This window comes from Pseudoalteromonas sp. ABV4_021, assembly GCF_056159365.1.
In genome coordinates, this window is the sequence record NZ_JBSWVB010000002.1 from 17,748 (window position 1) to 41,185 (window position 23,438).

General features: G+C 40.8%; 21 protein-coding genes. 10 read left to right on the top strand and 11 right to left on the bottom strand.

Annotation, left to right across the window (positions count from 1 at the left end):
* Positions 1-25 precede the first annotated feature (25 nt).
* From ACXAFE_RS14405 to ACXAFE_RS14420, 4 genes are all read left to right on the top strand, one after another.
* Entirely contained in the window at positions 26-2,845 is a 2,820-nt protein-coding gene (locus ACXAFE_RS14405; protein WP_475153665.1) for a TonB-dependent receptor domain-containing protein, read from the top strand.
* 71 nt (positions 2,846-2,916) lie between these two features.
* Entirely contained in the window at positions 2,917-4,068 is a 1,152-nt protein-coding gene (locus ACXAFE_RS14410; protein ID WP_475153668.1) for a M14 family metallopeptidase, read from the top strand.
* Positions 4,069-4,076: 8 nt separating this feature from the next.
* The gene (locus tag ACXAFE_RS14415; RefSeq protein ID WP_475153674.1) at positions 4,077-5,624 is read left to right on the top strand and encodes an N-acyl-D-amino-acid deacylase family protein; all 1,548 of its coding nucleotides are present in this window, start codon (positions 4,077-4,079) and stop codon (positions 5,622-5,624) included.
* A 150-nt stretch (positions 5,625-5,774) separates the two neighbouring features.
* A complete protein-coding gene (locus tag ACXAFE_RS14420) occupies positions 5,775-6,197 on the top strand; it encodes a hypothetical protein (protein WP_475153676.1) in 423 nt (140 codons plus the stop codon).
* 167 nt (positions 6,198-6,364) lie between these two features.
* Here the strand turns inward: ACXAFE_RS14420 and ACXAFE_RS14425 are convergent, their stop codons facing one another.
* From ACXAFE_RS14425 to ACXAFE_RS14440, 4 genes are all read right to left on the bottom strand, one after another.
* Entirely contained in the window at positions 6,365-6,595 is a 231-nt protein-coding gene (locus ACXAFE_RS14425) for a hypothetical protein (protein ID WP_475153678.1), read from the bottom strand.
* 119 nt (positions 6,596-6,714) lie between these two features.
* Positions 6,715-8,049 (bottom strand): sigma-54-dependent transcriptional regulator, encoded by a 1,335-nt coding sequence (locus tag ACXAFE_RS14430; RefSeq protein WP_475153681.1) that lies wholly within the window; start codon positions 8,047-8,049, stop codon positions 6,715-6,717.
* A 9-nt stretch (positions 8,050-8,058) separates the two neighbouring features.
* A complete protein-coding gene (locus ACXAFE_RS14435; protein ID WP_475153682.1) occupies positions 8,059-8,583 on the bottom strand; it encodes a hypothetical protein in 525 nt (174 codons plus the stop codon).
* The gene (locus ACXAFE_RS14440; RefSeq protein ID WP_475153684.1) at positions 8,580-9,932 is read right to left on the bottom strand and encodes a sensor histidine kinase; all 1,353 of its coding nucleotides are present in this window, start codon (positions 9,930-9,932) and stop codon (positions 8,580-8,582) included. The genes ACXAFE_RS14435 and ACXAFE_RS14440 overlap by 4 nt, the downstream gene beginning before the upstream one ends.
* A gap of 349 nt (positions 9,933-10,281) precedes the next feature.
* Between ACXAFE_RS14440 and ACXAFE_RS14445 the strand changes: the two genes are divergently transcribed.
* The 6 genes from ACXAFE_RS14445 to phnW all read left to right on the top strand — a co-directional run bounded on the left by ACXAFE_RS14445 (position 10,282) and on the right by phnW (position 13,256).
* Positions 10,282-10,503: an EF-hand domain-containing protein gene (locus ACXAFE_RS14445; RefSeq protein WP_054978670.1), complete on the top strand. Its 222-nt coding sequence runs from the start codon at positions 10,282-10,284 to the stop codon at positions 10,501-10,503.
* A gap of 86 nt (positions 10,504-10,589) precedes the next feature.
* Positions 10,590-10,802: an EF-hand domain-containing protein gene (locus ACXAFE_RS14450; RefSeq protein ID WP_475153686.1), complete on the top strand. Its 213-nt coding sequence runs from the start codon at positions 10,590-10,592 to the stop codon at positions 10,800-10,802.
* A gap of 72 nt (positions 10,803-10,874) precedes the next feature.
* Positions 10,875-11,090 (top strand): EF-hand domain-containing protein, encoded by a 216-nt coding sequence (locus ACXAFE_RS14455; protein WP_010558931.1) that lies wholly within the window; start codon positions 10,875-10,877, stop codon positions 11,088-11,090.
* A gap of 110 nt (positions 11,091-11,200) precedes the next feature.
* Positions 11,201-11,425 carry an EF-hand domain-containing protein gene (locus ACXAFE_RS14460; protein WP_237128927.1) on the top strand — a complete coding sequence of 75 codons (225 nt, stop codon included), beginning with the start codon at positions 11,201-11,203 and terminating at the stop codon, positions 11,423-11,425.
* 151 nt (positions 11,426-11,576) lie between these two features.
* Positions 11,577-12,047 (top strand): Cys-tRNA(Pro) deacylase, encoded by a 471-nt coding sequence (gene ybaK / locus ACXAFE_RS14465; protein ID WP_475153692.1) that lies wholly within the window; start codon positions 11,577-11,579, stop codon positions 12,045-12,047.
* A gap of 108 nt (positions 12,048-12,155) precedes the next feature.
* On the top strand, positions 12,156-13,256 hold the full coding sequence (gene phnW / locus ACXAFE_RS14470; RefSeq protein WP_475153694.1) for a 2-aminoethylphosphonate--pyruvate transaminase: 1,101 nt from the start codon (positions 12,156-12,158) through the stop codon (positions 13,254-13,256).
* Positions 13,257-13,311: 55 nt separating this feature from the next.
* Here the strand turns inward: phnW and ACXAFE_RS14475 are convergent, their stop codons facing one another.
* The 7 genes from ACXAFE_RS14475 to ACXAFE_RS14505 all read right to left on the bottom strand — a co-directional run bounded on the left by ACXAFE_RS14475 (position 13,312) and on the right by ACXAFE_RS14505 (position 23,345).
* The gene (locus ACXAFE_RS14475; protein ID WP_475153696.1) at positions 13,312-14,424 is read right to left on the bottom strand and encodes a GGDEF domain-containing protein; all 1,113 of its coding nucleotides are present in this window, start codon (positions 14,422-14,424) and stop codon (positions 13,312-13,314) included.
* A gap of 117 nt (positions 14,425-14,541) precedes the next feature.
* On the bottom strand, positions 14,542-15,228 hold the full coding sequence (locus ACXAFE_RS14480) for a UTRA domain-containing protein (RefSeq protein WP_394225721.1): 687 nt from the start codon (positions 15,226-15,228) through the stop codon (positions 14,542-14,544).
* 81 nt (positions 15,229-15,309) lie between these two features.
* A complete protein-coding gene (locus tag ACXAFE_RS14485; protein WP_475153698.1) occupies positions 15,310-16,725 on the bottom strand; it encodes an FAD-dependent oxidoreductase in 1,416 nt (471 codons plus the stop codon).
* Positions 16,725-17,534, bottom strand: coding sequence for a phosphonoacetaldehyde hydrolase (gene phnX / locus ACXAFE_RS14490; protein WP_475153700.1), 810 nt, complete (start codon positions 17,532-17,534; stop codon positions 16,725-16,727). The genes ACXAFE_RS14485 and phnX overlap by 1 nt, the downstream gene beginning before the upstream one ends.
* Before the next feature lie 9 nt (positions 17,535-17,543).
* Positions 17,544-18,869 (bottom strand): DUF5690 family protein, encoded by a 1,326-nt coding sequence (locus ACXAFE_RS14495; RefSeq protein ID WP_475153702.1) that lies wholly within the window; start codon positions 18,867-18,869, stop codon positions 17,544-17,546.
* 216 nt (positions 18,870-19,085) lie between these two features.
* The gene (locus tag ACXAFE_RS14500; protein WP_475153706.1) at positions 19,086-21,890 is read right to left on the bottom strand and encodes a TonB-dependent receptor; all 2,805 of its coding nucleotides are present in this window, start codon (positions 21,888-21,890) and stop codon (positions 19,086-19,088) included.
* 252 nt (positions 21,891-22,142) lie between these two features.
* On the bottom strand, positions 22,143-23,345 hold the full coding sequence (locus ACXAFE_RS14505) for a hypothetical protein (protein WP_475153708.1): 1,203 nt from the start codon (positions 23,343-23,345) through the stop codon (positions 22,143-22,145).
* Positions 23,346-23,438: the final 93 nt, after the last annotated feature.

Sequence of the window (23,438 nt, forward strand, 5' to 3'; positions counted from 1 at the left end):
CTATAACAATAAATGGTAATTCATTATGAACAACACGGGCAAAACCAGATTTCAGCTAAGTGCAATGGCACTGGCTGTGATAACCAGCATAACAGCAAACGCAAATGAGCAAACGACAAAAGACACTGAAATAGAACGTGTCGAAGTACTTGGGTCAAATATCAAACGTGCTCAAGTGGCAGATACCCTACCGATTACAGTAATGAGCAGTGACGATATCGCAGCAACAGGGGCGGCAACCGGTGAAGAGTTGTTACGTTCAATTCCACAAATCGGTGAAATGGCGTTTAATAACGAACGTGCTATTGGTGGTGTAAACGATGCACGTGGCGATGTATCGTCAATTAACTTACGTGGCTTAGGTACTGGTAATACACTTACCTTATTAAATGGTCGTCGTTTAGTGTTACACCCAGGCACGCAAACTGAAAACTTTGTTCCAGTGTCAACGGTTAATGCAAACACTTTACCGGTAAGTGGTTTAAAGCGTGTTGAAGTTTTACGTGATGGTGCTGCGGCAATTTATGGCTCAGATGCCGTAGCGGGTGTTGTGAACTATGTATTAAAAGATGATTATGAAGGCTCACGTATCAGTGTAAACCACGGTACGTCACAAGGTACAGAGCTTAGTCAAACAAGTATCTCTGGTGCAACAGGGTTATCGTTTAATGATGACAAAACCCACCTAACAATGAGCTTAAGCCTATATGACAGAAAAGGCATGCCCGCGTCAGACAGAGATTATGCGGCTTCGCAAGACCGCAGAGAATACGCAGGGTTACCTGAAGAATATATTGGCGATACGCAACTTGATAATCGTTCAACCTCATCACCTTGGGGTGAATTTTCAACAGATACGCTAAAAACATTTCATATTCAACCAAATACAATGTCAGGCTGTGTTGTTGAGTTAGGTGACGGTTTATGTGCTGATAAGGGCAGTTTGTCGCGCGACATGCGTTATGATCGTGCACTTGAGCAAAGCATGACCTCTGACGTGCAACGTACAAACTTTTACGGCTATTTAAATCACGACTTGGATAACGACATCACATTATTTGGCGAAGCCATTTATTACCATGCAGAAACCCAGCGCTGGCGTGAACAAGCTGGCAATTTAACCGCACAACGCTTTACTATCAGCCCTGATGCGTATTACAACCCGTTCGGTGAAACAGTGACAATGCGCCGTTACCGCCCAGTTGATACAGGATTGCGAGACATTCAGGTTAAAGACACAAGCTTTCGGGTGTTAACAGGTTTGTCTGGTTATTATCAGGATTGGGATTGGGAAAGTGCGGTACTGTACAGTGAAGCGAAAACCCATGATAAAACTTATAACCGTATTGATGCGAATGCCTTTTTTGATGCGGTAAACAGTACAGATGCAGCTACAGCATATAACATTTTTAATGGTGCAGACCCAGCAAACTTAAACTCAGGTGATGCAACAACTAATTCACAAGCTGTGATTGATCAGTTTTTAGTAAATATTGATCGAGAAAGTAAAACATCTCTGGCACTTATGGACTTTAAAGTTTCAAACGCTGCGCTATTTGAATTAGGCGATGGCGAAGTGGGAATGGCCAGTGGTGTAGAATTTCGCCGTGAAACCTATTCAGATGATCGTGACCCCTTGTTAGATGGTAGTAAAGCGTTTTTTGATAAAAATAGCGGCGAAATGTTGTCTGAAAGTAGTGTGTTAGGCTCTAGCAATACTCCAGACTCAAATGGCTCACGCAATGTGTTTTCAGCCTATGTTGAATTTGTAGCACCATTATTAATGGATAGAGCGTTTGCCAAAAATTTAGAGCTTCAACTTGCTGCGCGTTATGAAAACTTTTCTGATGTGGGATCAGTGACCAAACCTAAAGTGGCATTGAGCTGGATGCCAAGCGATTGGTTACAGGTACGTGCCGCCTATGCCGAAGGGTTTAGAGCGCCAAACCTACCACAGGTTGTTGAGCAAGGAATTTCACGTTCAAATACGCGCTACGACCCGATTACCGACAGTTCTTATGGCATAACAGAAATTCGCGGTGGTAACAAAAACTTAAAACCTGAAGACGATACTAATACATCGTTTGGTTTAGTACTTATGCCATTTGATAACATCACTGTGACTGCCGACTGGTGGAATATTGAACAAGATGGTGTGGTAGGTATTTTAAACAGTCAAACGCACTTACTGTATGATTCATTATTGCGCTCGCAAGGTGGCAGTAATGCAAATGTTATTCGCGGCGATGACAATGAAGTGATCCATGTTAATAATCAATATGACAACTTAAGCCCAAGAGAAATTGAAGGCGTTGATTTTAGTGTTTTTTATGATTTAAAAACCGACTTTGGTAATTTTGATTTTAAGGTGAACGCAGCGCGCTTAATTCGTTTTGAACAACAACCTGATGACATTACAGCGCAAGTGCTAGCGGCGCAGCAAGCTGGCGATCCAGCCGTACCAGAATCTATTGTGATTACGGGCGCTGGCGATTTAATCCAGCAAAATGGCCGACCTGAGTGGCGCGCATATGCGTCAATGCGTTTTAAGCGCGACCAGTGGTCAGTTGGTACCACTGCAAACTACGTTAGTGATTTTTACGATACTAGCATTACCACATCAGATGGTGAGCCTTTGCCAATAGATAGTTTTACGACCATAAACTTATACGGCGACTATCGTTTTAAAGACGCAGGTTGGTTATCTAAAACGCGTATACGTGTTGGCGTTCGTAACATTGCTGACGAGAAGCCACCGATTGCGGATGAAAGCTTTGGTTACTTCTCAAGTGTGCATTCTAACCGAGGCCGTTATTTCTATTTTGATATCAGCAAATCGTTTTAATTCTGAAACGTGATGTAAGCAACCAGCGGCATGAACAAATGCCGCTATTTCTCGTATTCTTAAGGCACATTATGTTATTTCATAAACATTTCTTATCTGCATCGCTTTTATTCATTTGCTGCACGTTACACGCAAGCGTTAATTTTGATGGTAAAGCAAGTTGTCAAAGTGAGTCACTGTTGTTAACGACTGATTTTGAAAGTGCACGAGTGAATGATTGCAAAATCAATGGTAACCATGTCTCAATTAGCATTAAACCGGAAAATAAACCGATTAATGACAGCCCTTGGTACGCGTTTAAGTTAGAGGCCAAAACCACAAGCGAGGTGACCGTTAGGGTTAAGTACTATGGTGGTAAACATCGTTATCATCCCAAGGCTAGTGTCGATGGCGTAAATTGGACCGCGCTACCGTACCGTATTAAAAACGGTGATTTAGTGTTCCAAGTGACACTTGGCGACACGCCATTATTGGTTGCAGGACAAGAAATTGTGTCTAATCAGGCGTATGAAAATTGGATGCAAAACATTAAAACGCGGTTTGAATTAACCTCAGTTTCTCTTGGCCAATCGGTTCAAGGACGCGCCATTACAGCGCTATTGAGTAAAGGGCAAAGTGACAAATACTTATTGGTGATAGGACGCCAGCACCCACCAGAAATTACCGGTGCTTTAGCGTATTTCCCATTTAGTGAAACCCTGCTAGAAAATTCAACTTTTAGGCAACACTACAATATTGTGTTTGTACCAAATATTAACCCTGATGGTGTAGCACTTGGTCATTGGCGACACAACGTTAACGGGGTTGACCTCAACCGCGATTGGAAACACTTTAAGCAACCTGAAACCGCGGCAATTAAGCAATATTTAGATACGATAGTTAAACGTGGCGGCAAGATAACCTACGGTGTTGATTTTCACTCAACACACCACGATGTGTTTTACACAATGCCGCAAGGCAAAGGCTTAACACCTGATGATACCACCGTTAATTGGCTTGAACGCTTAGCGAATGCTGAACCAAATTTCACTGTGCTTGATAAGCCGGGACATAACCCAGGACGCGGCGTATTTAAACAGTGGTTATCAGATACCTATGGTGTGCACGCCATTACATACGAAATGGGTGATAACACCAATCGTAAGGTGATTAAGCAAGTGGCAATTTCGGCTGCGAACACCTTGAGTGAAACCTTACTTAATCAGTCCAAAACAGCAAAATAGGAAACACCATGAAGTATCTACTATTAACATTGAGTGTGTTGAGTCTTAGTGTGTTTGCCAAGCCCCAAATTGATTATGTGATCAGTAGCGAACGCGTATTCAATAGCGATAAAAAATCCTTTGAAGCCCTTGATATCGCAATTTGTGGAAAAACAATATGTGATATCGGCCAACGCTTTAAATACCGTTCTTTAGATGTAAATTATATTGACTACGGTAGTAAAGTGATTAGTCCAGGCTTTATTGACCCGCATACGCACAGTTTGTCTGAACTGAAAAACGAAAAAACGAGCGCTAATTTGAACTACCTCACGCAAGGCGTCACCACAGTAATTAACGGTAACGATGGCAAAAGTCCGCTCTCAATTGCTAAAACTACAAAGCAGCTGTTATCGCACGGTATTGGTACAAATGTCGCATTTTTTATTGGCCATAATACAGTGCGCAATGCGGTAATGGGAAAAGAAGACCGTCAACCCAGTACGCTAGAAATGAATAAAATGAAAGCCCTTGTTGAGCGCAATATGCAAGCTGGCGCATTAGGTTTATCAACAGGGCTTTATTATTTACCGGGCACGTTTGCTACGACCGAAGAAGTGGTGACACTTGCTAAAGTCGCTGCTAATTACCAAGGCATTTATGAAACGCATTTACGAGACGAAAGTACTTTTAATATTGGCTTTTTAAACGCGGTAAAAGAAGCAATTCATGTAGCAGAGCAAGCCAAGATGCCATTGCATCTTGGTCATATTAAAGCGCTCGGCGTTGATGTATGGGGACAAGCAAATGATGCCATTGCACTTGTTGAAGCCGCGCAGCAACGCGGCATAAAGATAACAGCTGACCAATATCCTTGGCTTGCATCAGGTACCTCAATCAGTGGCGCTGTTGTACCAAGCTGGGTGCGCGAAGGGGGTAAAAAAGCCACCATTAAGCGCTTAAAAGATAAACGTTTATATCAACAAATTTTCACTGAAATAAGTGAAAATATCCGTCGTCGTGGTGGTGCTGAACGCTTGCTTATTGCCGTAACTGAGCAGCAGGGGATTACTGGCAAAACTCTCGCTGAGGTTGCAAATGAACGTTCACTTACACCTGCGGATACCGTGATTGAATTGGCACAAGGTCCTGTGGTGAAAGTTGCGTCGTTTAATATGTCGGAACAGGACGTTAATCACTTTATGGTTAAGCCGTGGGTTGTCACATCATCAGATGGAAGTAATGGTCACCCACGTAAATATGCGAGTTTTGCGAAAAAACTAACCACGTATGTGCTTGAGCAGCAGGTACTTAGTTTAGAAACGTTTATTTATCAAAGTACTACTGCAACTGCTAACGCATTAAATATTGATGATAGAGGTGCTATCAGACTCGGCTTAAATGCTGATTTAATTATCTTTGAGCCTACTTCTGTCAAGGTAAACGCAAGCTTTAAACAATGGAATGTATTATCAACTGGCTTCAATGACGTGTTTATAAATGGTCAATATGTGGTTCAAGACGGTAATTATAAGGCTGTGTTAGCTGGTGAATTTGTTAAACCACATACTCTTTAAGTTAAGCACCTCAAAAACTTTTCCGTGACTTGTTTAATTAAATCTTTAAGTCACGGAATGCTTATTAAACTAAATACAGAGTATCGTATTTGTATCATTCGATTTTAAGCATATATAGTTAATTGTATAACCCGTTAACTAATTTTGTTTATGAGTGCTTACGAATTTAAATTTAAAATACTACCGGAAAAAAACATAGTTGTTACTCAGTCAAGTGGCGCATTAACTTTACCGAGTTATTTAAATGAATTTAAACGAATTAGCCTTCAACCAACATTCAAACGCGATATTAATTACCTACATGATTTGCGCTGTGTTGATAGCATTGAAGGTTCATTATCTGATCATGAAGAGTTTGCAAAGTTTGCCGTTTCGATTTCATCAAGTAAGTCCACAAATGTGGTGTTTATCATTAACGATCACGCTATAAAAATTAAGCAATTTATCGAAGGTTATGTGCTGATGGCTTCGTGCTCAAACCGGCATTATTGGATTTATCCTGAGAGTCAAATTGATCAAGCATTAGATAAAGTTGATTTAATAGCGATGCCGCAATTTGAAAATGCTATTTAGCAAGGTATTTAAAGGTTTTTAGCTGGACGATCACTTTCCCGATGGCATTGGACTTTGCTAAAGTCCTTAAATTGTAATCGGGGTTTACAACAAAGTTGAAATTCTGAGAAGAAGAGATTTCTAATTGATGTGATTTGTTTATCACATCAATTGAAGTTTGAATAAAATTATATTTTGCTTACAGCATCAAGTTGTTTATAAATATAAAAGACCAAAACTGCGTTAGGGATCCCTAAAGCCACAATTAGTTTAACTAAAAAGGCTAGTTGTGGCACTTGAGCATACATAAAACCAATTACAAAAAATGAAATTGCTACAGTAAAAATAGTGAGAATTACTGAAAGTCGTAAATTAAACTGTTCATCTTGGGCTTTCAGTATTTGCATTACATTAGACATTGTTATCCTTAACATTATTTAGGTTAGATTATCCATAAAAAAACCATATTAATTACTATCAAATAAAATATCAATAATCTAATGCCAAAGTTAAATCTACTACACCGTTTAGAGTATCACTATTCATTACTTATTTCGTGTTTTTTCATTAATTTGTAAAAATCGGAGCGGTTTCGTTGTGCCAGTTTTGCAGCTTCCGACACATTGCCACCAGACAGTGCTAACACCTTTTGAATATAGTCATATTCAAACTGACGTTTGGCTTCATTTAAACCAACAAAGGCGTTATGCGTTTCGTCTGAATCAGGCAATGCGTTTGCAACAACATCTTCGGTAATAATATTTCCAGCGCTAATGGCAATACAGTGTTCAACGATATTGTGCAGTTGACGCACATTACCCGGCCAATCGTAACTTAGCATGCGCGTGATACTTTGTGGGTTAAATTGTTTGGCATCGTCGGTGAGTTTGGCTAAAAATCGCGTGGCGAGTAGGGGGATATCATCTAAGCGTTCTTTTAAGCTCGGTAAAGTAATTGAAACCACATTTAAACGATAATACAAATCTTCACGGAATTGATTGTCTTTGACCGCTTGCACAATATTTTTATGGCTTGCCGAGACTACACGAATATCTACTTCTTGTTCAATTTGGCTGCCAACCGGACGAACTTTTTTCTCTTGTAACACCCGTAATAATTTAACTTGCAAATCAAGTGGCATATCGCCAATTTCATCTAAAAATAAGGTACCGCCATTGGCCGCTTGCACTAAACCTTCTTTATCGCTTACTGCGCCTGTGAACGCCCCTTTTTTATGACCAAATAACTCTGATTCAAGCAAGTGACCTGGCATTGCACCACAGTTAATGGCAATAAAAGGACCGTTGGCCTGATTACTGGCTAAGTGAATGGCTTTTGCTGCGACTTCTTTACCGCTACCGCTTTGACCTTGAATAAGGATATTAACCTTACTGTTTGCCAGCGCTTTTATTTGCTGCACTAATTGGTGCATTTTTTCACTTTGGTAAATGAGGCCATGAAAGTTATCTGGCTCAACGCTGCTGTTTTGGCTTACTTTACCGGCAAGCGTTTTTTCTATCACATCAAGCATTTGCTGGCTATCGATAGGTTTTGTTAAAAAGCTAACAAACCCTTGGTGCATGGCATCTACCGCATCGGGAATAGAGCCATGTGCCGTCATCATAATCACTGGCATGCCAGTGTAAAATTTTTTGATTTCTTGATTAAGAGCAAAGCCATCCATATTCGCCATTTTAAAATCAGTGATCACTAAATCAATGGCGGTTTGCTTTAACAGGGCAAGTGCTTGATTACCATTTTCAGCCACAGTGACATTATATCCGTTGCCTTCAAGGCGAATCGCAAGCAGTTCTGCAAGCGCAGTGTCATCGTCAACCAGTAATAAATTGGCAGCGCTAGCCAAATGTTTCATAGGTGTCCTTTATTGCGTTCTGTTTTCTGAAAGAGAGGTTTCAAGGCGTTGTTTTTCAATGTCGACTAGCTTTTGTTTAAGTTCAATTAATTGCCTTTGCAGCTCGAGCAATTGTTGCTCGTGTTTTTGAGCTTTTGAATCTGAATAAAAGTTAGTGATCTTTTGTTTTCGTAAGTTTTCCGTATGCCAAGTTAACGAATCAAACCAAACTATGTAATCATTTGGCCATAACGCGCTGGCTTTAATTTCCTCAATCAGTTTTAGCTGTTTGTTGGTAGAGGTCGTTGTACAGTATTCACCAATAAATGTTTGTAACGCCTCGTTTTCGAGAATTGGGCGGGTTGGCGCATGAGTACAATTTGCAAACAAGGCGCTTATTACCGCGGTAATCGGTTGATGCGTTTGTTCTGCCGCTTTATTTGTATTTGTTGTCGGCTGAGTGTGTTCGTTGTTATTTTGCACAGGTGGTGTACTTGTACACGCGACAATAAACAGTGCTGCACTTAAATGTGTAATGAGTTTAAATATCTTCATAGGCTTGGGAATGTAATTAGTATGTTTGCACCTGAGTCTGTTTCTTGCCATGTGATATCGCCTTTTAATTGATTGACGCATTCTGACACAATGGCAAGCCCTAACCCAGAACCTTGCTTGTTTTTATTGTGTTCGCTTTGGTAAAAAGGCTGAAAAAGTAAGTGTGCTTCTTCTTGATTAATGCCTGGTCCGTCGTCCGCCACGTTGAGTTCAATGGTATTATGATTTTGTCTAATGTAAATATCTACTGTGCTCGTCGCATGATTTAGCGCATTGCTGACTAGTTGCGTAAGGAGCAATTTACACGGTAAGTGCGGTACCTTATTTGTCGCGCTAATGTGCCAACATATAGCGATGTCTTTATTCGCAATAGTATCACTTAAGTGACGGTTAATTTCTTCTTCTAATGTGTTGAAAGAGGTAACCTGTTGAAGTCCGTCAGGGTGGCTTGCTGCACTGTAATTAAGTAAATCATCAATCATGCGCGCAAGTTTCTCTACCGATTGCTGCATTATGGTTAAAATTCTACCTTGTTTATCACTTACCTCGCCAAGTAACCCGCTGTTTAACAAGCTACTGCCTTCATTAATCGAGGCTAGCGGTGTTTTTAGTTCGTGGGTGACATGACGTAAAAAGGTTTCCTTTTGTTGTTGTACGCGTTTTAGTGCCAAGCGAAGCCAGTCTAGGCGTCTGCCAAGCTGTTGTAGTTCGTGGCTACCTGATAATTTTATCGGTTGATCTAACTGCCCTTTACCTACATCAGATAATACGGTTTCAACCTGATTGAGTTGACGACAAATGCGAAAGATTAAAAACGAACTAATAATCACTAGTATCGGCAGTAACACTATCAGGCCAACAACAAACTCGGTTTGTAACGACTTAAACTGTTCATTTTTATTCGCGAGGCGGGTATCAAGTGTGTCATCAAAATTGGCATCAAGTTGTTTAAGTTGAGCCACTAGTTGCGCAAATTCATCAGCGCTTTTTGGGTCCAATAATGTCGCCTGTTGCAATTTAGCAACAAAATCACTTTTCGCGAGTTTTAATTTTAGTAATTCGATGCGATTTTGCGTGGTTTGCCATTTTTGCTCGATACTAATTTGTAATTGTTCACTCTTTAAAAGTTGGTTGTTCTTGAGCGCCTTTTCAATGCCATTTACGTCTGCTTTTATATAATTGTATTCGAGTATAAGCTCCTGATTTTCATGATAAATACGAAGTGTTTCTTGCTGGTGTTTCGAGATGCTAGTGGCATACCACAGTGTAAGCAATACGATCGGAAGTACGCCGACTAACATGGCAACTAACGCTTGTTTTTGTAACGACTGAGAAAAAAATTGTTTCACTAAAAAAACCTTTGCAAATACAGGCTGAACCGAACAGCTTTTGCTCGATTAAAAGTAGAAATTAAATTAGTTGTTGCAAAATTGCGACAATTTAACTAGTTGTTTTATAAAGATAAAAATATGTTTCTTGTTTATTTGTTGCAATTTAGCAACAAATAAACTGATGATTTTCGAGCGAAATGACTCAAAAATACCCTATCCATTTGTTTTATATGCTTTTTTAAAAGTTGGCATCATGTTTGTAATAGTCTTAGCGACAATGCGAAAGCATAGAACGAGTCTAGCTTAACAAATGTATTTTGCGTTAAGCAAAAATTTAACAGACATACAAATATAGGGAGAAATACCCATGAAGATTAGAGCAATTGCATATTTAACAGCAGTACTTGGTGTAGCAGCATTTAATACACAAGCAAACACATTATTTGATGAACTTGACCTTAACAAAGATGGCTTCATTTCTGAAGTTGAAGCAGGTGCAAACAGCAAAGTAGCTGAAGTGTTTGAAGAATTAGACACAAACGAAGATGCGCAAATCAGCAAAGATGAATTTGCGGCATTTGAAGGCTAACAAACGCCTTACCACTTAATAATAGGGAAGTGCGCTACTTTCCAATCAGTTTAGGTATTCAAAGTTAAAATGAAAGGAAGTTCCAAATGAAAAAATTAGTAATGTCAGTATTTGTTATCGCAAGTTCATTCTCAGTAGTTGCAGCGGACGATTTCGAAACACTTGATAGCGATAGCAATGGTGCAATCAGCCAGCAGGAAGCGGCACAAAATGAAGCACTTTCAGAGCAATTTAAAACACTGGATGTTGATGGTAACGGCGAGCTAAGCAAAGACGAGTTTGCAGCATTTAAAGGCTAATCCGTACCAGGGGAAGTGCGCTACTTTCCAACGTTAAGTAAAAAAACCAAAGTAAAGATAAAGGAATTTAAAATGAAAAAATTAGTAATGTCAGTATTTGTTATCGCAAGTTCATTCTCAGTAGTTGCAGCAGACGATTTCGCAACACTTGATACAGATGGTAACGGCTCTATCAGCAAAGACGAAGCAATGCAAAACGTATCGCTAGTTCACCAATTTGCTGACTTAGATGTAGACAACAGTGGCGAGTTAAGCAAAGAGGAATTTTCGAAGTTTAAAGCGTCATAAGTTTAAAGCTTCTTAAATATCCCGTTTTACAGTTGGGCTTACTTAACTCCTTGTCAATCAGTATGCCGAGTAAGTCCAACTTTTTTTATTTAATCAAGTAGTGAAGTGAAATGAAAAAAGCCTTAGTTATTGCAATCTCAATGTATGTAATGTTATTTGCCACCGTAAAAGCTGTTGCAGATGAAGAGTTTGCTTTGTTCGATTCTGACAACAGCGGCACCATCAGCGTAGATGAGGCGAAACGCAATCACGCACTACTTGAACAATTTACACATTTAGACCGTGATAGTAATGGCGAATTAAGTCCACAAGAATTCGCTAGATTCACTGGATAACCCCGTATCAACCCTCCCTAGTGCGACCTGAACTATTTTTTGTTGGACATGAATACTTTTACGGTCGCACTATTTTCGCGTTAAAAGGGCTTTTGCTTTTGAATTGGCTTATGTAAGCTGCTTATAACATCTTAGTTTTATGAGCAAAATCATGACGCCAGCGATTAAAACAGCAGAAAAAGCGAAAATAGATTTCTCCGTACACCAGTATGAACACGACAGCAGCTTTGCGTCTTTCGGGTTAGAAGCCAGTGAAAAGCTTGGCGTATCTGCGGCCACTGTGTTTAAAACGCTGGTAGCAAGCTTAGATAATGGCGAGCTGGTTGTAGCAATTATTCCTGTCGATCAAAAATTAAATCTAAAAGCTGTGGCCAAGGCGAGTAAAGCAAAAAAAGCAAAAATGGCCGAACCGCTCGATGTTGAGCGTTCAACCGGTTATGTACTTGGCGGCGTAAGCCCACTAGGACAAAAGAAACGTCTTAAAACCCTGCTTGATGACTCAGCTAAAGAACAATCCACTATTTATGTAAGCGCCGGCCGTCGCGGTTTGGAGATTGAACTTCAACCAAGTGATCTTTTATCACTTACTAATGGGCAGTTTGTAGCACTAAAAGCCGAATAGCGCTTACTTAAGGTTTACCTCGAACCGTTATTTGTCATTGAAGTTTCATAATTCAAGGTCATTTTTATGCTTAAATAATCTGGACTATACCAGATTGGAAAAGATGAAATGAATGAATACTTGTTATTGACGCCGGGCCCACTTTCAACCAGTGAGACAGTAAAGCAGGCAATGCTTAAAGATTGGTGTACCTGGGATGACGACTATAACATTGAGATTGTGCAGGCGATCCGTACGAAACTCACGGCACTTGCGAGTAACACTCACGATTATACCAGTGTATTAATGCAAGGAAGTGGTACCGCAAGCGTTGAATCAGCACTTGGCAGTTTAATTAAAAACACAGATAAACTGCTCATTATTAATAATGGCGCTTATGGTAAGCGTATCGCTGAAATTGCTAATTATTTAAATATCAATGCCATAGTACTTAATTTAAATGAAACTCACCTTCCAAACATGGCAGAGGTTGAAGAGCAGTTACAAGCGCACAGTGATATTACTCACATAGCCATGGTGCACTGTGAAACCACCACGGGTATGCTTAACCCCGTTGCAGAAATGGGCGCGCTTGCTAAAAAATACCAAAAAACCTTTATATTAGATGCAATGAGCAGCTTTGGTGGTATTGAGCTTGATATGGCTGAACTTAACATAGATGTGCTTATAAGCTCTGCTAATAAATGTATTCAAGGTGTACCGGGGTTTGGCTTTGTGATTGTTAAAAAAGCAATTATTGAAAAGTGCCAAGGCATTGCACGCTCACTTAGCTTAGATTTGTACGCGCAGTGGAAAACCATGGAAGATCATAACGGTAAGTGGCGTTTCACGTCGCCGACTCATGTGGTAAGAGCTTTCTATCAGGCGCTTTTGGAATTAGAAGAGGAAGGTGGTGTTAAAGCGCGTTATAACCGTTATAAAGAAAATCAACAGCGTTTAGTTGATGGTATGCACGCACTTGGATTTGACACCTTGCTAGCGAAAGAGCTGCATTCGCCGATTATCACCTCGTTCTATTCACCAACCGGTAATAAATACAATTTTGCTTTGTTTTACAGTGCGTTAAAAGAGCAAGGGTTTGTAATTTATCCGGGTAAAGTATCAGATGCTGATTGTTTCCGAATTGGTAATATTGGCGAAATTTACCCTGACGATATAACGCGATTACTTTGTGCAATAAAGCGCAGCCGATTTTGGTTAGAAGATTAAGTTAGAATTGTTGATAAGCTAAAGGTGATAGCTAAGGTTATTGCCTTTTGTTTTGTTAGTTAATGGTTGTTTGGTTACGCCCAGCTTGTTTAGACTGATACAAGGCTTTATCAGCTTGTGCAATATTATCATCCAAAGACACGGTTTCATTAAACTGTGTTAATCCAACACTGATGGTTAATGGCCCGTAGGCTTTATCTTTTGAGTGTTCCGTCACCGATCCACGAATGCGTTCGGCAATTTGAAAGCCAAGATTACTGTCAGTATTGGTTAAAAAAATAAAGAATTCTTCACCGCCATAACGGCAATTAATGTCGTATTCACGCGTGCAGTGTTGTATTTGCTGTGCCACAAGCTTAATTGCATCATCTCCTTGTTGATGCCCATGCTGATCATTTACTTGTTTAAAGTGATCAATATCTAACATAAGTACAGCGCAAGCTTGTTTATTACGTTTTGCTAGCGCCAGCTGGTTGTTAACTAAATCATAAACAGAAGTCCGATTATATAAACCAGTGAGTGCGTCTTGTGTAGCGAGCGTTTTGTATTTCAGCGTAAGGTTTATTAATTGGCTGGTAAAAATAAATACCGTTAATACTAATATTAACGATGAAAAATAAACCAGCGGATAATAGAAATCAGATGCGTAATACTCAATTCGACTAATGTTATGGGGAATACTATTTAATTCGTAAAATATAACCAGCAAAGACACAGCGATAAATATGGCTAAGCCTTTATCTGCTTGGTTTAAATTTTTACTACGAATAAGGCTAACAAACGCAAGCAGAATGCAAAATGCCGAAAAAGACATGGTGTAATGAACGTGGTTTGCAACAAATAATATCGACGCTGAAAACGCAATAAATGCTGCGATTAATAATTTACAAAGCCATTCGCTATGGCTTTTTTTACAAATGGTTAAACCAAAAAAGAGCGATGTTAAGCTCCCCAATAAGTCTTCAATGTACCAACCTGTATTGCCAATTTCTAAGGTCGATTTATTAAGAAAATAAAAGAACAGTAATGAGCTAATAAAGTAACCAAAAAGGTAGGGGGTTTCTTTGTTGTCTTTCATTACCGAGCGCAAAATAAATAGCGCGAAGATACAGGCGATGATCTCTATGGTGGTGCTAACACCCACTGCTTCTTGGTAACTGATACTCATTAACTCTGCCGCTTAGCAACTTATGCTTTGAGTTTAGTAAAAATCCAACAGAGTTAAAATGTTAGCGGTTAAATTTAGAGTAAAAGTGATAAAAAGTGAATGCTAGTGTTTTACCTATTATTGGCCAAGTACAATCATTTCAATGGCATCGTGTAACCAGTATTCAATATTGTAATCGATTAAAATACCACTTGTTTCGTAACGCTGACGAATCACTTTTAAACACGGCGCACCGCTATTTTTTTCAAGGCTTTTGGCAACATCATCGGGCAGTACTGTAACACTTATCACGCATTCTTCGTTGTTAATATCCACATGATAATGAGAGGTCATAATCGTGGTGATTGAGCCATTGAGCGGTTGTGATTCTAAATCATCAAAACGACTGGCATCGCAGTTAATCTGCTCAAACATAATTGGTCGGCCATCAAGGCTACGAACACGTTCGATTTTATATAACGTATCTCCACTAAAGTGCTGGTTAAGCGACACATTTTCTTGCTTCTCGATACTCAACACATGGGTGTTTGGCGTAAAGCCTTGCTCTTGCGCTAATTGATAAAAATTAACCTTAGTTGCAGGTCGCCACTTAAGTTTATTGGGTGTGACAAACCAGCCGCGGCGTTTTTGGCTGTAAATTAAGCCTTGTGCTTCAAGGCGGTTTAATGCTTCACGCACAGTGATACGAGTAGAATTAAAGTGTTCTTGCAGTGTACGCTCAGATGGCAGTTTATCACCAATAGCAAGTTCGCCACTGGCGATATGTGTTTGAATATACTTTTGTATTTTTTGGTATAGCAACATAGAAAGTGGCTTTTAAAATCTGCAGAAAACGAGGCCTATGCTATTAGGCCTAAGAAATATGTCAAGCGTATGAATCGCGCGTTAATTTGTATCTGCCTTTGCAGCAGCACCAGAAAGCTTAGCTAAGAAATTATCGAGTTTAGAGGGTGCTAAATTGTTATCCTCCGCGCGCTCTTTTCGCCTTATGCCGTTGCGAATGACATAAGCACCAAGTGTGCGAAAGGGCTCGACGGGAAAACGTTCAAGGTTTTGGTTTACTAGGCCACACGTTTGCCATTCATCGTTCGTATTTAAAAGCATAGACGCGAGAATTTGACCGCCTAAATACGATTGCACCACACCATTACCCGAGTAACCTGCGGCAACCACTACATTCTTATCGCTCTCTTGGAAAAATGGAAAGCCGCTTACGCTGCGATCCGATGGACCTGTCCAGGTGCGGTCAATTTCAAAGCCATGATTGCCAAAGAAATAATTTAGAGAGTGTTGTAATTCATCTTGATATTGGCTGGGAGCATTGAATTTATCACTCACCTGGTTGGCAAAACTAAAATAGTTACCGCCTTTACCGAGCATTAAACGGCCATCGGATGTTGTGCGGTAATAATTCACAAAGATACGCGAATCGATAACTGCTGCACCATGGTTTAGGTGAAGTGTTTTTAGCCTTTCAGGCATTGGCTTAGTAATCACCATATCGGATGATACCAACACAACATTTCTTGAAAATTGCGGCATTAACCTTGGTAACCAGGCGTTGACAGCAAATAATAATTTTTCAGTTTTAAGGCTTTCTATTGACTGGCTTTTATCGCTATAACAAACGCTAATAGTCTGGTTTTGTGGTGCGTTTATCTTTGCGTGGGAAACATAACGGGTAGATTCACTTATCACTATGCCCATTTCAATGGCAATACGGCGTAGCCCGCGAACCAGTTTAGCTGGTTGCACACTGCCAGCGTGAGGTGAAAAGACCGCGTGTTGATTCTGACCTGAACTCGTGTGTTTCAACTGTTCTTTATTTACCACTTGCCATTGATTAAGTGAAACAGCGTCTAAGGCATTAAGACAGGGCGTAAGCACACCTTGTTGCGCGGCATTAGACGCGCTGATATAACAGCCATCGACACGTAAATCACAGTCAATATTATGTTCTTTGGCAAATTGGGATATTGCATGAACGGCGTTTTCAGATTGTTGCACTAGCCACTTGGCTTGTGACTCACCAAAGCGTTTTTTCAAACTTAAATACTTGGTTGACCACGTCAGCATGGCACCGCCATTGCGACCTGAAGCCCCTTGGCCACATAAATCTTTTTCAAGGATCACAATACGCGTGTTTGGTGCGCGTTGTTTTATGGTGATTGCCGTCCAAAGTCCGGTAAATCCACCACCAATAATCGTAATATCATAAGGGCTTTCATCAATACCGGCTGAAGAAGCAGAGGTTGTTTCTTCAGCCATTGCTTGATCAAACCAAAAGGGTTGATATGTCATTAAGGGCGTTCGCCTCTTGCTAAGCGTGCATTAATTTCAAAAAGAACCGGTTCAATATCGGCTAAACTATTAATCACGAAATGGGCACCTGCACTTGATAATTGGGCATATGCTTCGCGTTTTAAATTGCTTTGCTCACTTGCTGATAATGCTTGCCACTCTTCTTCACTTTTGCCTACAGCATTGCCCGTCAGTGCCACACCCACTGTCCACATGCCCGCATTTAACCCTTCCAAAATACCGGGGACTGAGTCATCGACTTTTACACAGTGATTGACAGAATTGATTGCCAGTTTGTTAACATTTTCCAATGCCATCCAAGGACCGGGGCGAGAGCCCGCAGTTAATTCGTCACTTGCAACACAGTAATCTGGGCGGTAACCGTGTTCAGCTGCGGCAATTTCAAGTTCGGTCATTACTTCGCGTGGGTAACCTGAACAGCTGCCAATTTTAACTCCTTTAGCTTGTAAGCGATGTATCACTGGTAGCACGCCTTCGATAGGGGCTGAACGATCCGCAACTTTGGCTTTTTGCAGCGGCATAAAGGTTTGGTAAATATGATCAATTTGCTCGGTTGTCATTGCCGTACCAAACTGTTCACACCAACGGCGATTTACACTGTCGAGCTTGCCAAGTGTTTTGATGTGATCCCATTTACCCATGCCCATTGGAATTCGCGCTTCTTCGAGCGTGATGTCAAAATCATAGGCTGATTTAAACGCTTCAACAAAGATGGTAGTGGGTGCGATTGAGCCATAGTCAACAACGGTGCCAGCCCAGTCGAGAATAAGCGCTTCTACTTGTTTCATAAATAGTCCTTAATGAGTTGGTGCGAGCGACTTAGCATTAAGTGCTCGTTTAGAGGTGTATTTGTTAGATAAAATAATGCTAAAGTAGCAAAGAGAACTGATGACCAATACGCTTGCAACCGTACAGATCCAGTAACTGGTAGCAATAAAGTAGCTCAGCCATGACAGCTCTGGCTCGGCAAAGGTGCGATACAGCAAAATACTGACCGAGCCGATATACCCTGCAGAATCAGCTAAATAGAGTAGAAAGCCCACATTGGCAACACCGCCCACGGCGGCAATCATGCGGTCGAATAAAAAGCAGTTGTAGGGGATATACGCGATATAAAGCCCTGCACCCAGTAACACCATCCAGGCTTTAGCATCTAAGATGCCTAATTCAAAGCCATAGGTGCTGGCACCGAGTAACAATGTGCCAAATAAGATAAAACCATGATTAACTAAAAACGCGGTTTTGTTGTTTTTAATCAGTACCATCATGGCAAGGGCAATCAGCACGATAAATGAAATGCGAATGCCTGCGTAAGCAAAAATGGTAGGCTCTTCTCCATAACCTAGCGCCATCCAGAGTTCTGCTTGAAAATTATCTAAAAAGTCGCGAAAGCCTGTGAAAAGTAAAAAACTTAAAACGAGCGCTGTAATACCAAACCAATATTGTTTAAAGAAATTAAACCGTGCTTTGCCATCCATTGGTGTGCGTTTTTGCCTTGCAGCAATATCGCTTTTATCAGGTTTTGGAATGGCGTTTAAACATACTACACTGAGCAGTAATAAGGGTAAAAAGAGTAGGCCAGTTAGGGCAGGCATCCATAGCTCAGAAACGCCTAGGTTGTTGGTAATAAAACGGCCAACAGTTTTCACCACACCGGATGATAAAATAAAGGTGATACTTAAAATGGCACCGAGGATTTCGGTAGTGCGTCTGCCTTCTAAATAACTAAAGACGACCCCCCAAATCATGCCAAGAGATAAACCATTAAAAAATAGGCAAATAATGTTAAGGCCAATTGGCAATAGTGCAAATAACACCAGCGAGATCTCTGCGCCTAAGATCATTAAAATTATGGCTTTAGCTCGCTGACCCGATTGCATTTCGGAAATCACTTTTACACCGATAAATTTTGCTAGCATGTAACCAAATACTTGGCTTAATACCAGCGCCACTTTAAAGCTTACAAGCCAGTTCTCTTGCTCAAATGCAAGATAGCTTGATGCGGCAAATGGCTTTCGAAATGCGTACATACAAAAATAAGTCATAAAGGCAGCGGAGGCTGCGAATAATACGAACGCGGGGCCTTGTGTCTTTTGTAACCAGTTAGCATTTTTAAACAACATAATACGTCTCGACTGCGTTTGAAAAAGGGTGCAAAGCAGGTGCTTTGCAACCTCGGTACTATCAACAAATCAGTGTTAATTTAGGGCAATTTATTCGAGAACCCATTGTGATAGTGTTATGTGAACTTAATGTGTAACCAAAGGGGTTAAGTTTGCACTGTGATGCAGCCTTACCCCTGTAAGCTTGTTCGCGTTAAAACTTCGTTAGAACATTCGTTAAAAACGATAATTAAGGCCGAGCATGCCGCGAATACCGTAATATTCGACTTGCAGCGGGCGACCTTGCTGACCTTGGTAATACATTAAGGGTTCGTTCGTTAAGTTATTAAGCTCAAGGTAAACCATGGCATCGTCATTAATTTGATAAGAGGTAGTAAAATCAACGCTGGTATAGTCACCGTAGTAACTGTCGCTTTGTTGAACACTACCATGCTCTTCGATGTATTCGCCTTTGTGGTTCACAGCTAAGCGCGCAGCAAAGAAGGTGTTGTCGTAGTAAAGGGTAATGTTAAATAATTCATCGGCTTGGCGAGGGATGCTAACGTTGTCATCGCGCTCTGGGATAGTCATTTCTGAATCCATAAAGGTCGCATTTGCCATTACCCCAAAGTTCTCAAGGCTTGGCGCGATAAAGCCAAAATCACGATTAAATGCAAGTTCTAATCCCACTAACGATGCGTTGTCGCCATTTTCTGGGCGAATTAAATTAACGCCTTCACGGCCGTTATAACTGCCAATGGAACTGCTTTGGAAAATTGGATCTTCAATATCTTTATAGAACACACCGGCTGACACTACGCCAAGGCGGTCAAAGTAATGTTCAAACATGACATCAATGTTGTTTGAATAGGTTGGTTCCAGTTCAGGATTACCTGAAAACAGTTGGTTATCTGCTTCTAGGTAAGTTGCACCTGGCGATAATGAGCCAAAATCCGGACGGGCAAAAGTGCGCGTGAGTGCTAAACGCCAATTGGTCATATCACTCATTTTATATGTGATATGAAGCGACGGCAGCACAGAGAGATAGTCATTCTCGGCCTTACTTTCAACCACTTTGTCTTGATCGGCAAGATAGGTAAAGCCAGATACTTCGGTATCGGTTTGGGTTACACGCAAGCCTCCGAGTACTTCGATTTGTTCATTTGCTTGCCATGTTGCCATACCGTAAATACTGGCATGTTGCTCGTTTACATCAAAGTTACGGCCAAGGGCACCACCGTTTGAAATAAGCGCTGATTCACCCGCATCGAGCTTAAATTTATTACGGTTTTGTGTCCAAAACTGCGCTAACGCATCCGTTGAAGCCACTTGAGAGAACTGACTTGCGTAATCAATGCTAAGTTCGTTTAAGTAATCATTTCGACCTGGTTGGTCGCTTAACGCAAAGTCGGCAAGCGTAGGCGCATCGCCATAGTTCTCACTATCCCATGCATAAAACTCATCAGCAAATTCGGCAACGCGTTCTTTATCACGGTACTTCACACCGAATTTAAGTAATAAGCTGTTATCTAGTTGCCAGTCAAAATCACTGCTGAAAACGATTTTGTCTTTTTCATTAACGAAAACTTTGTAGAGCTCTACCCATGCAAGCTTGGTATCGCTCGGTGACATTTGAAAGCCATTTGGCAAGTGGTTACTGATGGCATTCCATGGGTCACTGCCACCGTCCACTTCGTTGTAGGCATAGTTTTTACCTGTGCCACGGTCTTCAAGGCCAACATAGCCAACGTTCTTTTGGTCAAAGCGTACAACAAAGTAACTATTGTCTTCGCCATTAGGCATATCGCCGTAGCGGAACTCATTTTCGTAACTCGACAGTGACCAAGAAAGTGTTTTATCAAAACCAAAATAATGTTCACCAGCAAGTTCACCGCCACGCATTTCGGTGATAAGTTCATTGCGAATGTGTTGCACTTCAACACGGTCTTTGTCAAAACGCATACGGTGTTTGTAATGGGTTTCATCGTCGATTAAGGTACCGTACATTGCGCTGGCACTGACTTTACCCTGATCTAAGGTGTACTCTAAAGAGCCATTTAAACCGTAGGTTTCGCGTGTGCCTGTGTAGTCTCGAAGCTCTAAACGACGAATACCAATACCATCATTTCCACGACGAGGTTCAAAGTTATCCGTCGCCCAATCACGTATCCATGCAGTGGCATTAATTAGATAACCGAGTTTGTCATCGGCTACACGGTCGCCATATAGCACACTCGCAGAGTAGTTAGTGCCTTCGGCAAGTTCATTTGCACCCAGCGCGATATTGGTATTTAAGGTAAATTCGTCAGGGGCTTTTTTGGTGATGAAATTAACGTTACCGCCAATCGCATCACCTTCCATATCCGGTGTAATGGCTTTTGATACTTCAACAAATTCAATAAGTTCACTTGGGAAAAAATCAAATGCGGTAGCACGGCTGGTGGTTTCTTCTTCAGCGGTTGGTAAGCGATTACCATTTATTGATGCGGAGCTCCATTGTGATGGTAAACCGCGTACAGCAACAAAACGGCCTTCACCTTGGTCGCGCTCGATGGAAATACCCGGAATACGCTGTACTGCTTCTGCTGCATTTCGGTCTGGTAATTTGCCAATGCCGTCACTTGATATCACATTGATAATATTGCTGGCATTTTTTTGGCTGTTAGCTGCAGCCATTTCGCCACGTTGGATTTGACCAATCGCAACCACTTCTTCAATTTCATTGTTGGTGTTGTTTGCATTGAGGAAAATGGTTTCAAGTACTTTCATTTCATCATCTTTAACAGAAACGCTCAGTAACTTTGTTTGGTAACCCATATAATTAACTTCCAGTTGATACGTACCTGGTGCTAATTTAGGGAGTTCAAAGCGGCCATTAAAGTCGGTAACGGCACTATTATTAGTACCAACTACTTTCACCATGGCACCTGGCAGTGTTGCATGTTGATCTTTTACAACACCTGTCAGTTTTGCTTCGGCGGCAAGAATGTGGGGGCTTGTTATCAGCAGTATACTGGCGGCAATACGCGATATATTTTTCATGTTAAGGCTTCTCAGTTAGTAAAATTATTATGGTCTAGACCAGAAACTGAAAAACAGTCTAACGAGGGTTTTTTACAAATCGGTTACGCTTGTGTGAAAAATAGAAAATCGAATGAGTTTTTTATTTAATCTATTGATTCTAAATGAGATAAAATAAAGCAGTTACAAAGAAAAACCTTGTCACTGCTTATTTGGAATTTGTTGAAGAGGCTCACAGCAAAGTGAAACAGCAAAAAAGCCTTATTAGATTTGCTATACCAGCAAGCTAGCGGGTCTTGGATTTGCTAGTAAATCGGCAAATACCTGCCAAACAGAGGTTTTATCTTGCATATTGGCATGTTTTTCAATGTAGGCTTTAACAATATCTTGGCCAAGGTTGTAATTAAGCACATAGGCACGGTTTGCTTTAATAAACCCTAAGCGCTGTGTTGCACGCGCTTTACTCACTAAGGTGTATTTAACTAATAAATCGACTGCGTGTTGCTCTGATATTTCGCCATCAAGTAAGCGTTGAGCAACCATGTTGTCAGCATAAGAGAGTTTTTGCATAAGCGCTTGTACTTCATAATAGCGCTCAGCTTGTGAGACATCGAGACCGGCAAGCAAGAAGAGCACTTGTTTTTCAAATACCATGCGCTCAGGTTTTGGAAAAACCACTTCAATGCCATAGTTAGCGGAGCCCTCAGCAAGCAGTGACATAGGGGAAAATAATGGGTAAACACAATATTCCATCCAGCCTTTTTCATTCACTAGATGCTTTTCCATTAGAGAGTTAAACACATGGTGGCCGGGATAGCCTTCATGGGCGGCTAAATCGACCGCACGTGAAATATAAATCGGGAAGTCGGTATTCATTTGAATCAGGCTGAAGTTATCGCCTTTGTACCAGTTATAGCCACTCCAAATTTGGTTAGTTACATATTCCAGCTGAAAATTTTCGTTATCTGCGAGAGGAATAAATTGTTTGGTAATCTCTCGTGAGCGTGCCACTGCGGCTTTAAACACGTCATCGAGTTTGTTTTTGGGGATTTCAAATTGTGCGTTAAATGCCACCATGCGTTCGCTTAAATTACCATCGCCTGGCACTAAGCTTTCAAGCTCGAATAGGACTTCATCAAACTCAGATTCCGTCTTACTTGGTGAAATGGCATCGTATAACGCAAGCGACTCCTCATCGAATTTCGGTGCGTTGTCCGAAATCACATTTATAAAAGTTAGTATTGATTCACTTTGCTTGATCAAAAATGTATGTCTGAGTGTTTCGCTTTCACTTGGTGTTATTTTTTTTAAGGTATCTACCAGCTCTGTAACTTGCTGTTGAATAGCTTCAAGCGGCTCTTTCGTTGTGGGTTGCCAGTCACTTGGGCCATAGTAAGCGTCAACATAGTGTGGGTGATGAAGGCCAATTGCCAGTACTAGCTTTACGTATTGCTCTGCAAGGGGATTTAATGACATCGCTAACTCATTTTGAACGTTAAAGAGGTTTGCATCTTAACGAATTTTGAAATTGTATACAATTTTAGGTTCGGTTATTAATTTAAGTACCAA

What these genes read in the sequence shown, in the direction of transcription:
- ACXAFE_RS14405 (WP_475153665.1), top strand. Translation starts at nt 26, where the DNA reads ATGAACAACACGGGCAAAACCAGATTTCAGCTAAGTGCAATGGCACTG.
- ACXAFE_RS14410 (WP_475153668.1), top strand. Translation starts at nt 2,917, where the DNA reads ATGTTATTTCATAAACATTTCTTATCTGCATCGCTTTTATTCATTTGC.
- ACXAFE_RS14415 (WP_475153674.1), top strand. Translation starts at nt 4,077, where the DNA reads ATGAAGTATCTACTATTAACATTGAGTGTGTTGAGTCTTAGTGTGTTT.
- ACXAFE_RS14420 (WP_475153676.1), top strand. Translation starts at nt 5,775, where the DNA reads ATGAGTGCTTACGAATTTAAATTTAAAATACTACCGGAAAAAAACATA.
- ACXAFE_RS14425 (WP_475153678.1), bottom strand. Translation starts at nt 6,595, where the DNA reads ATGTCTAATGTAATGCAAATACTGAAAGCCCAAGATGAACAGTTTAAT.
- ACXAFE_RS14430 (WP_475153681.1), bottom strand. Translation starts at nt 8,049, where the DNA reads ATGAAACATTTGGCTAGCGCTGCCAATTTATTACTGGTTGACGATGAC.
- ACXAFE_RS14435 (WP_475153682.1), bottom strand. Translation starts at nt 8,583, where the DNA reads ATGAAGATATTTAAACTCATTACACATTTAAGTGCAGCACTGTTTATT.
- ACXAFE_RS14445 (WP_054978670.1), top strand. Translation starts at nt 10,282, where the DNA reads ATGAAGATTAGAGCAATTGCATATTTAACAGCAGTACTTGGTGTAGCA.
- ACXAFE_RS14450 (WP_475153686.1), top strand. Translation starts at nt 10,590, where the DNA reads ATGAAAAAATTAGTAATGTCAGTATTTGTTATCGCAAGTTCATTCTCA.
- ACXAFE_RS14455 (WP_010558931.1), top strand. Translation starts at nt 10,875, where the DNA reads ATGAAAAAATTAGTAATGTCAGTATTTGTTATCGCAAGTTCATTCTCA.
- ACXAFE_RS14460 (WP_237128927.1), top strand. Translation starts at nt 11,201, where the DNA reads ATGAAAAAAGCCTTAGTTATTGCAATCTCAATGTATGTAATGTTATTT.
- ybaK (WP_475153692.1), top strand. Translation starts at nt 11,577, where the DNA reads ATGACGCCAGCGATTAAAACAGCAGAAAAAGCGAAAATAGATTTCTCC.
- phnW (WP_475153694.1), top strand. Translation starts at nt 12,156, where the DNA reads ATGAATGAATACTTGTTATTGACGCCGGGCCCACTTTCAACCAGTGAG.
- ACXAFE_RS14475 (WP_475153696.1), bottom strand. Translation starts at nt 14,424, where the DNA reads ATGAGTATCAGTTACCAAGAAGCAGTGGGTGTTAGCACCACCATAGAG.
- ACXAFE_RS14480 (WP_394225721.1), bottom strand. Translation starts at nt 15,228, where the DNA reads ATGTTGCTATACCAAAAAATACAAAAGTATATTCAAACACATATCGCC.
- ACXAFE_RS14485 (WP_475153698.1), bottom strand. Translation starts at nt 16,725, where the DNA reads ATGACATATCAACCCTTTTGGTTTGATCAAGCAATGGCTGAAGAAACA.
- phnX (WP_475153700.1), bottom strand. Translation starts at nt 17,534, where the DNA reads ATGAAACAAGTAGAAGCGCTTATTCTCGACTGGGCTGGCACCGTTGTT.
- ACXAFE_RS14495 (WP_475153702.1), bottom strand. Translation starts at nt 18,869, where the DNA reads ATGTTGTTTAAAAATGCTAACTGGTTACAAAAGACACAAGGCCCCGCG.
- ACXAFE_RS14500 (WP_475153706.1), bottom strand. Translation starts at nt 21,890, where the DNA reads ATGAAAAATATATCGCGTATTGCCGCCAGTATACTGCTGATAACAAGC.
- ACXAFE_RS14505 (WP_475153708.1), bottom strand. Translation starts at nt 23,345, where the DNA reads ATGTCATTAAATCCCCTTGCAGAGCAATACGTAAAGCTAGTACTGGCA.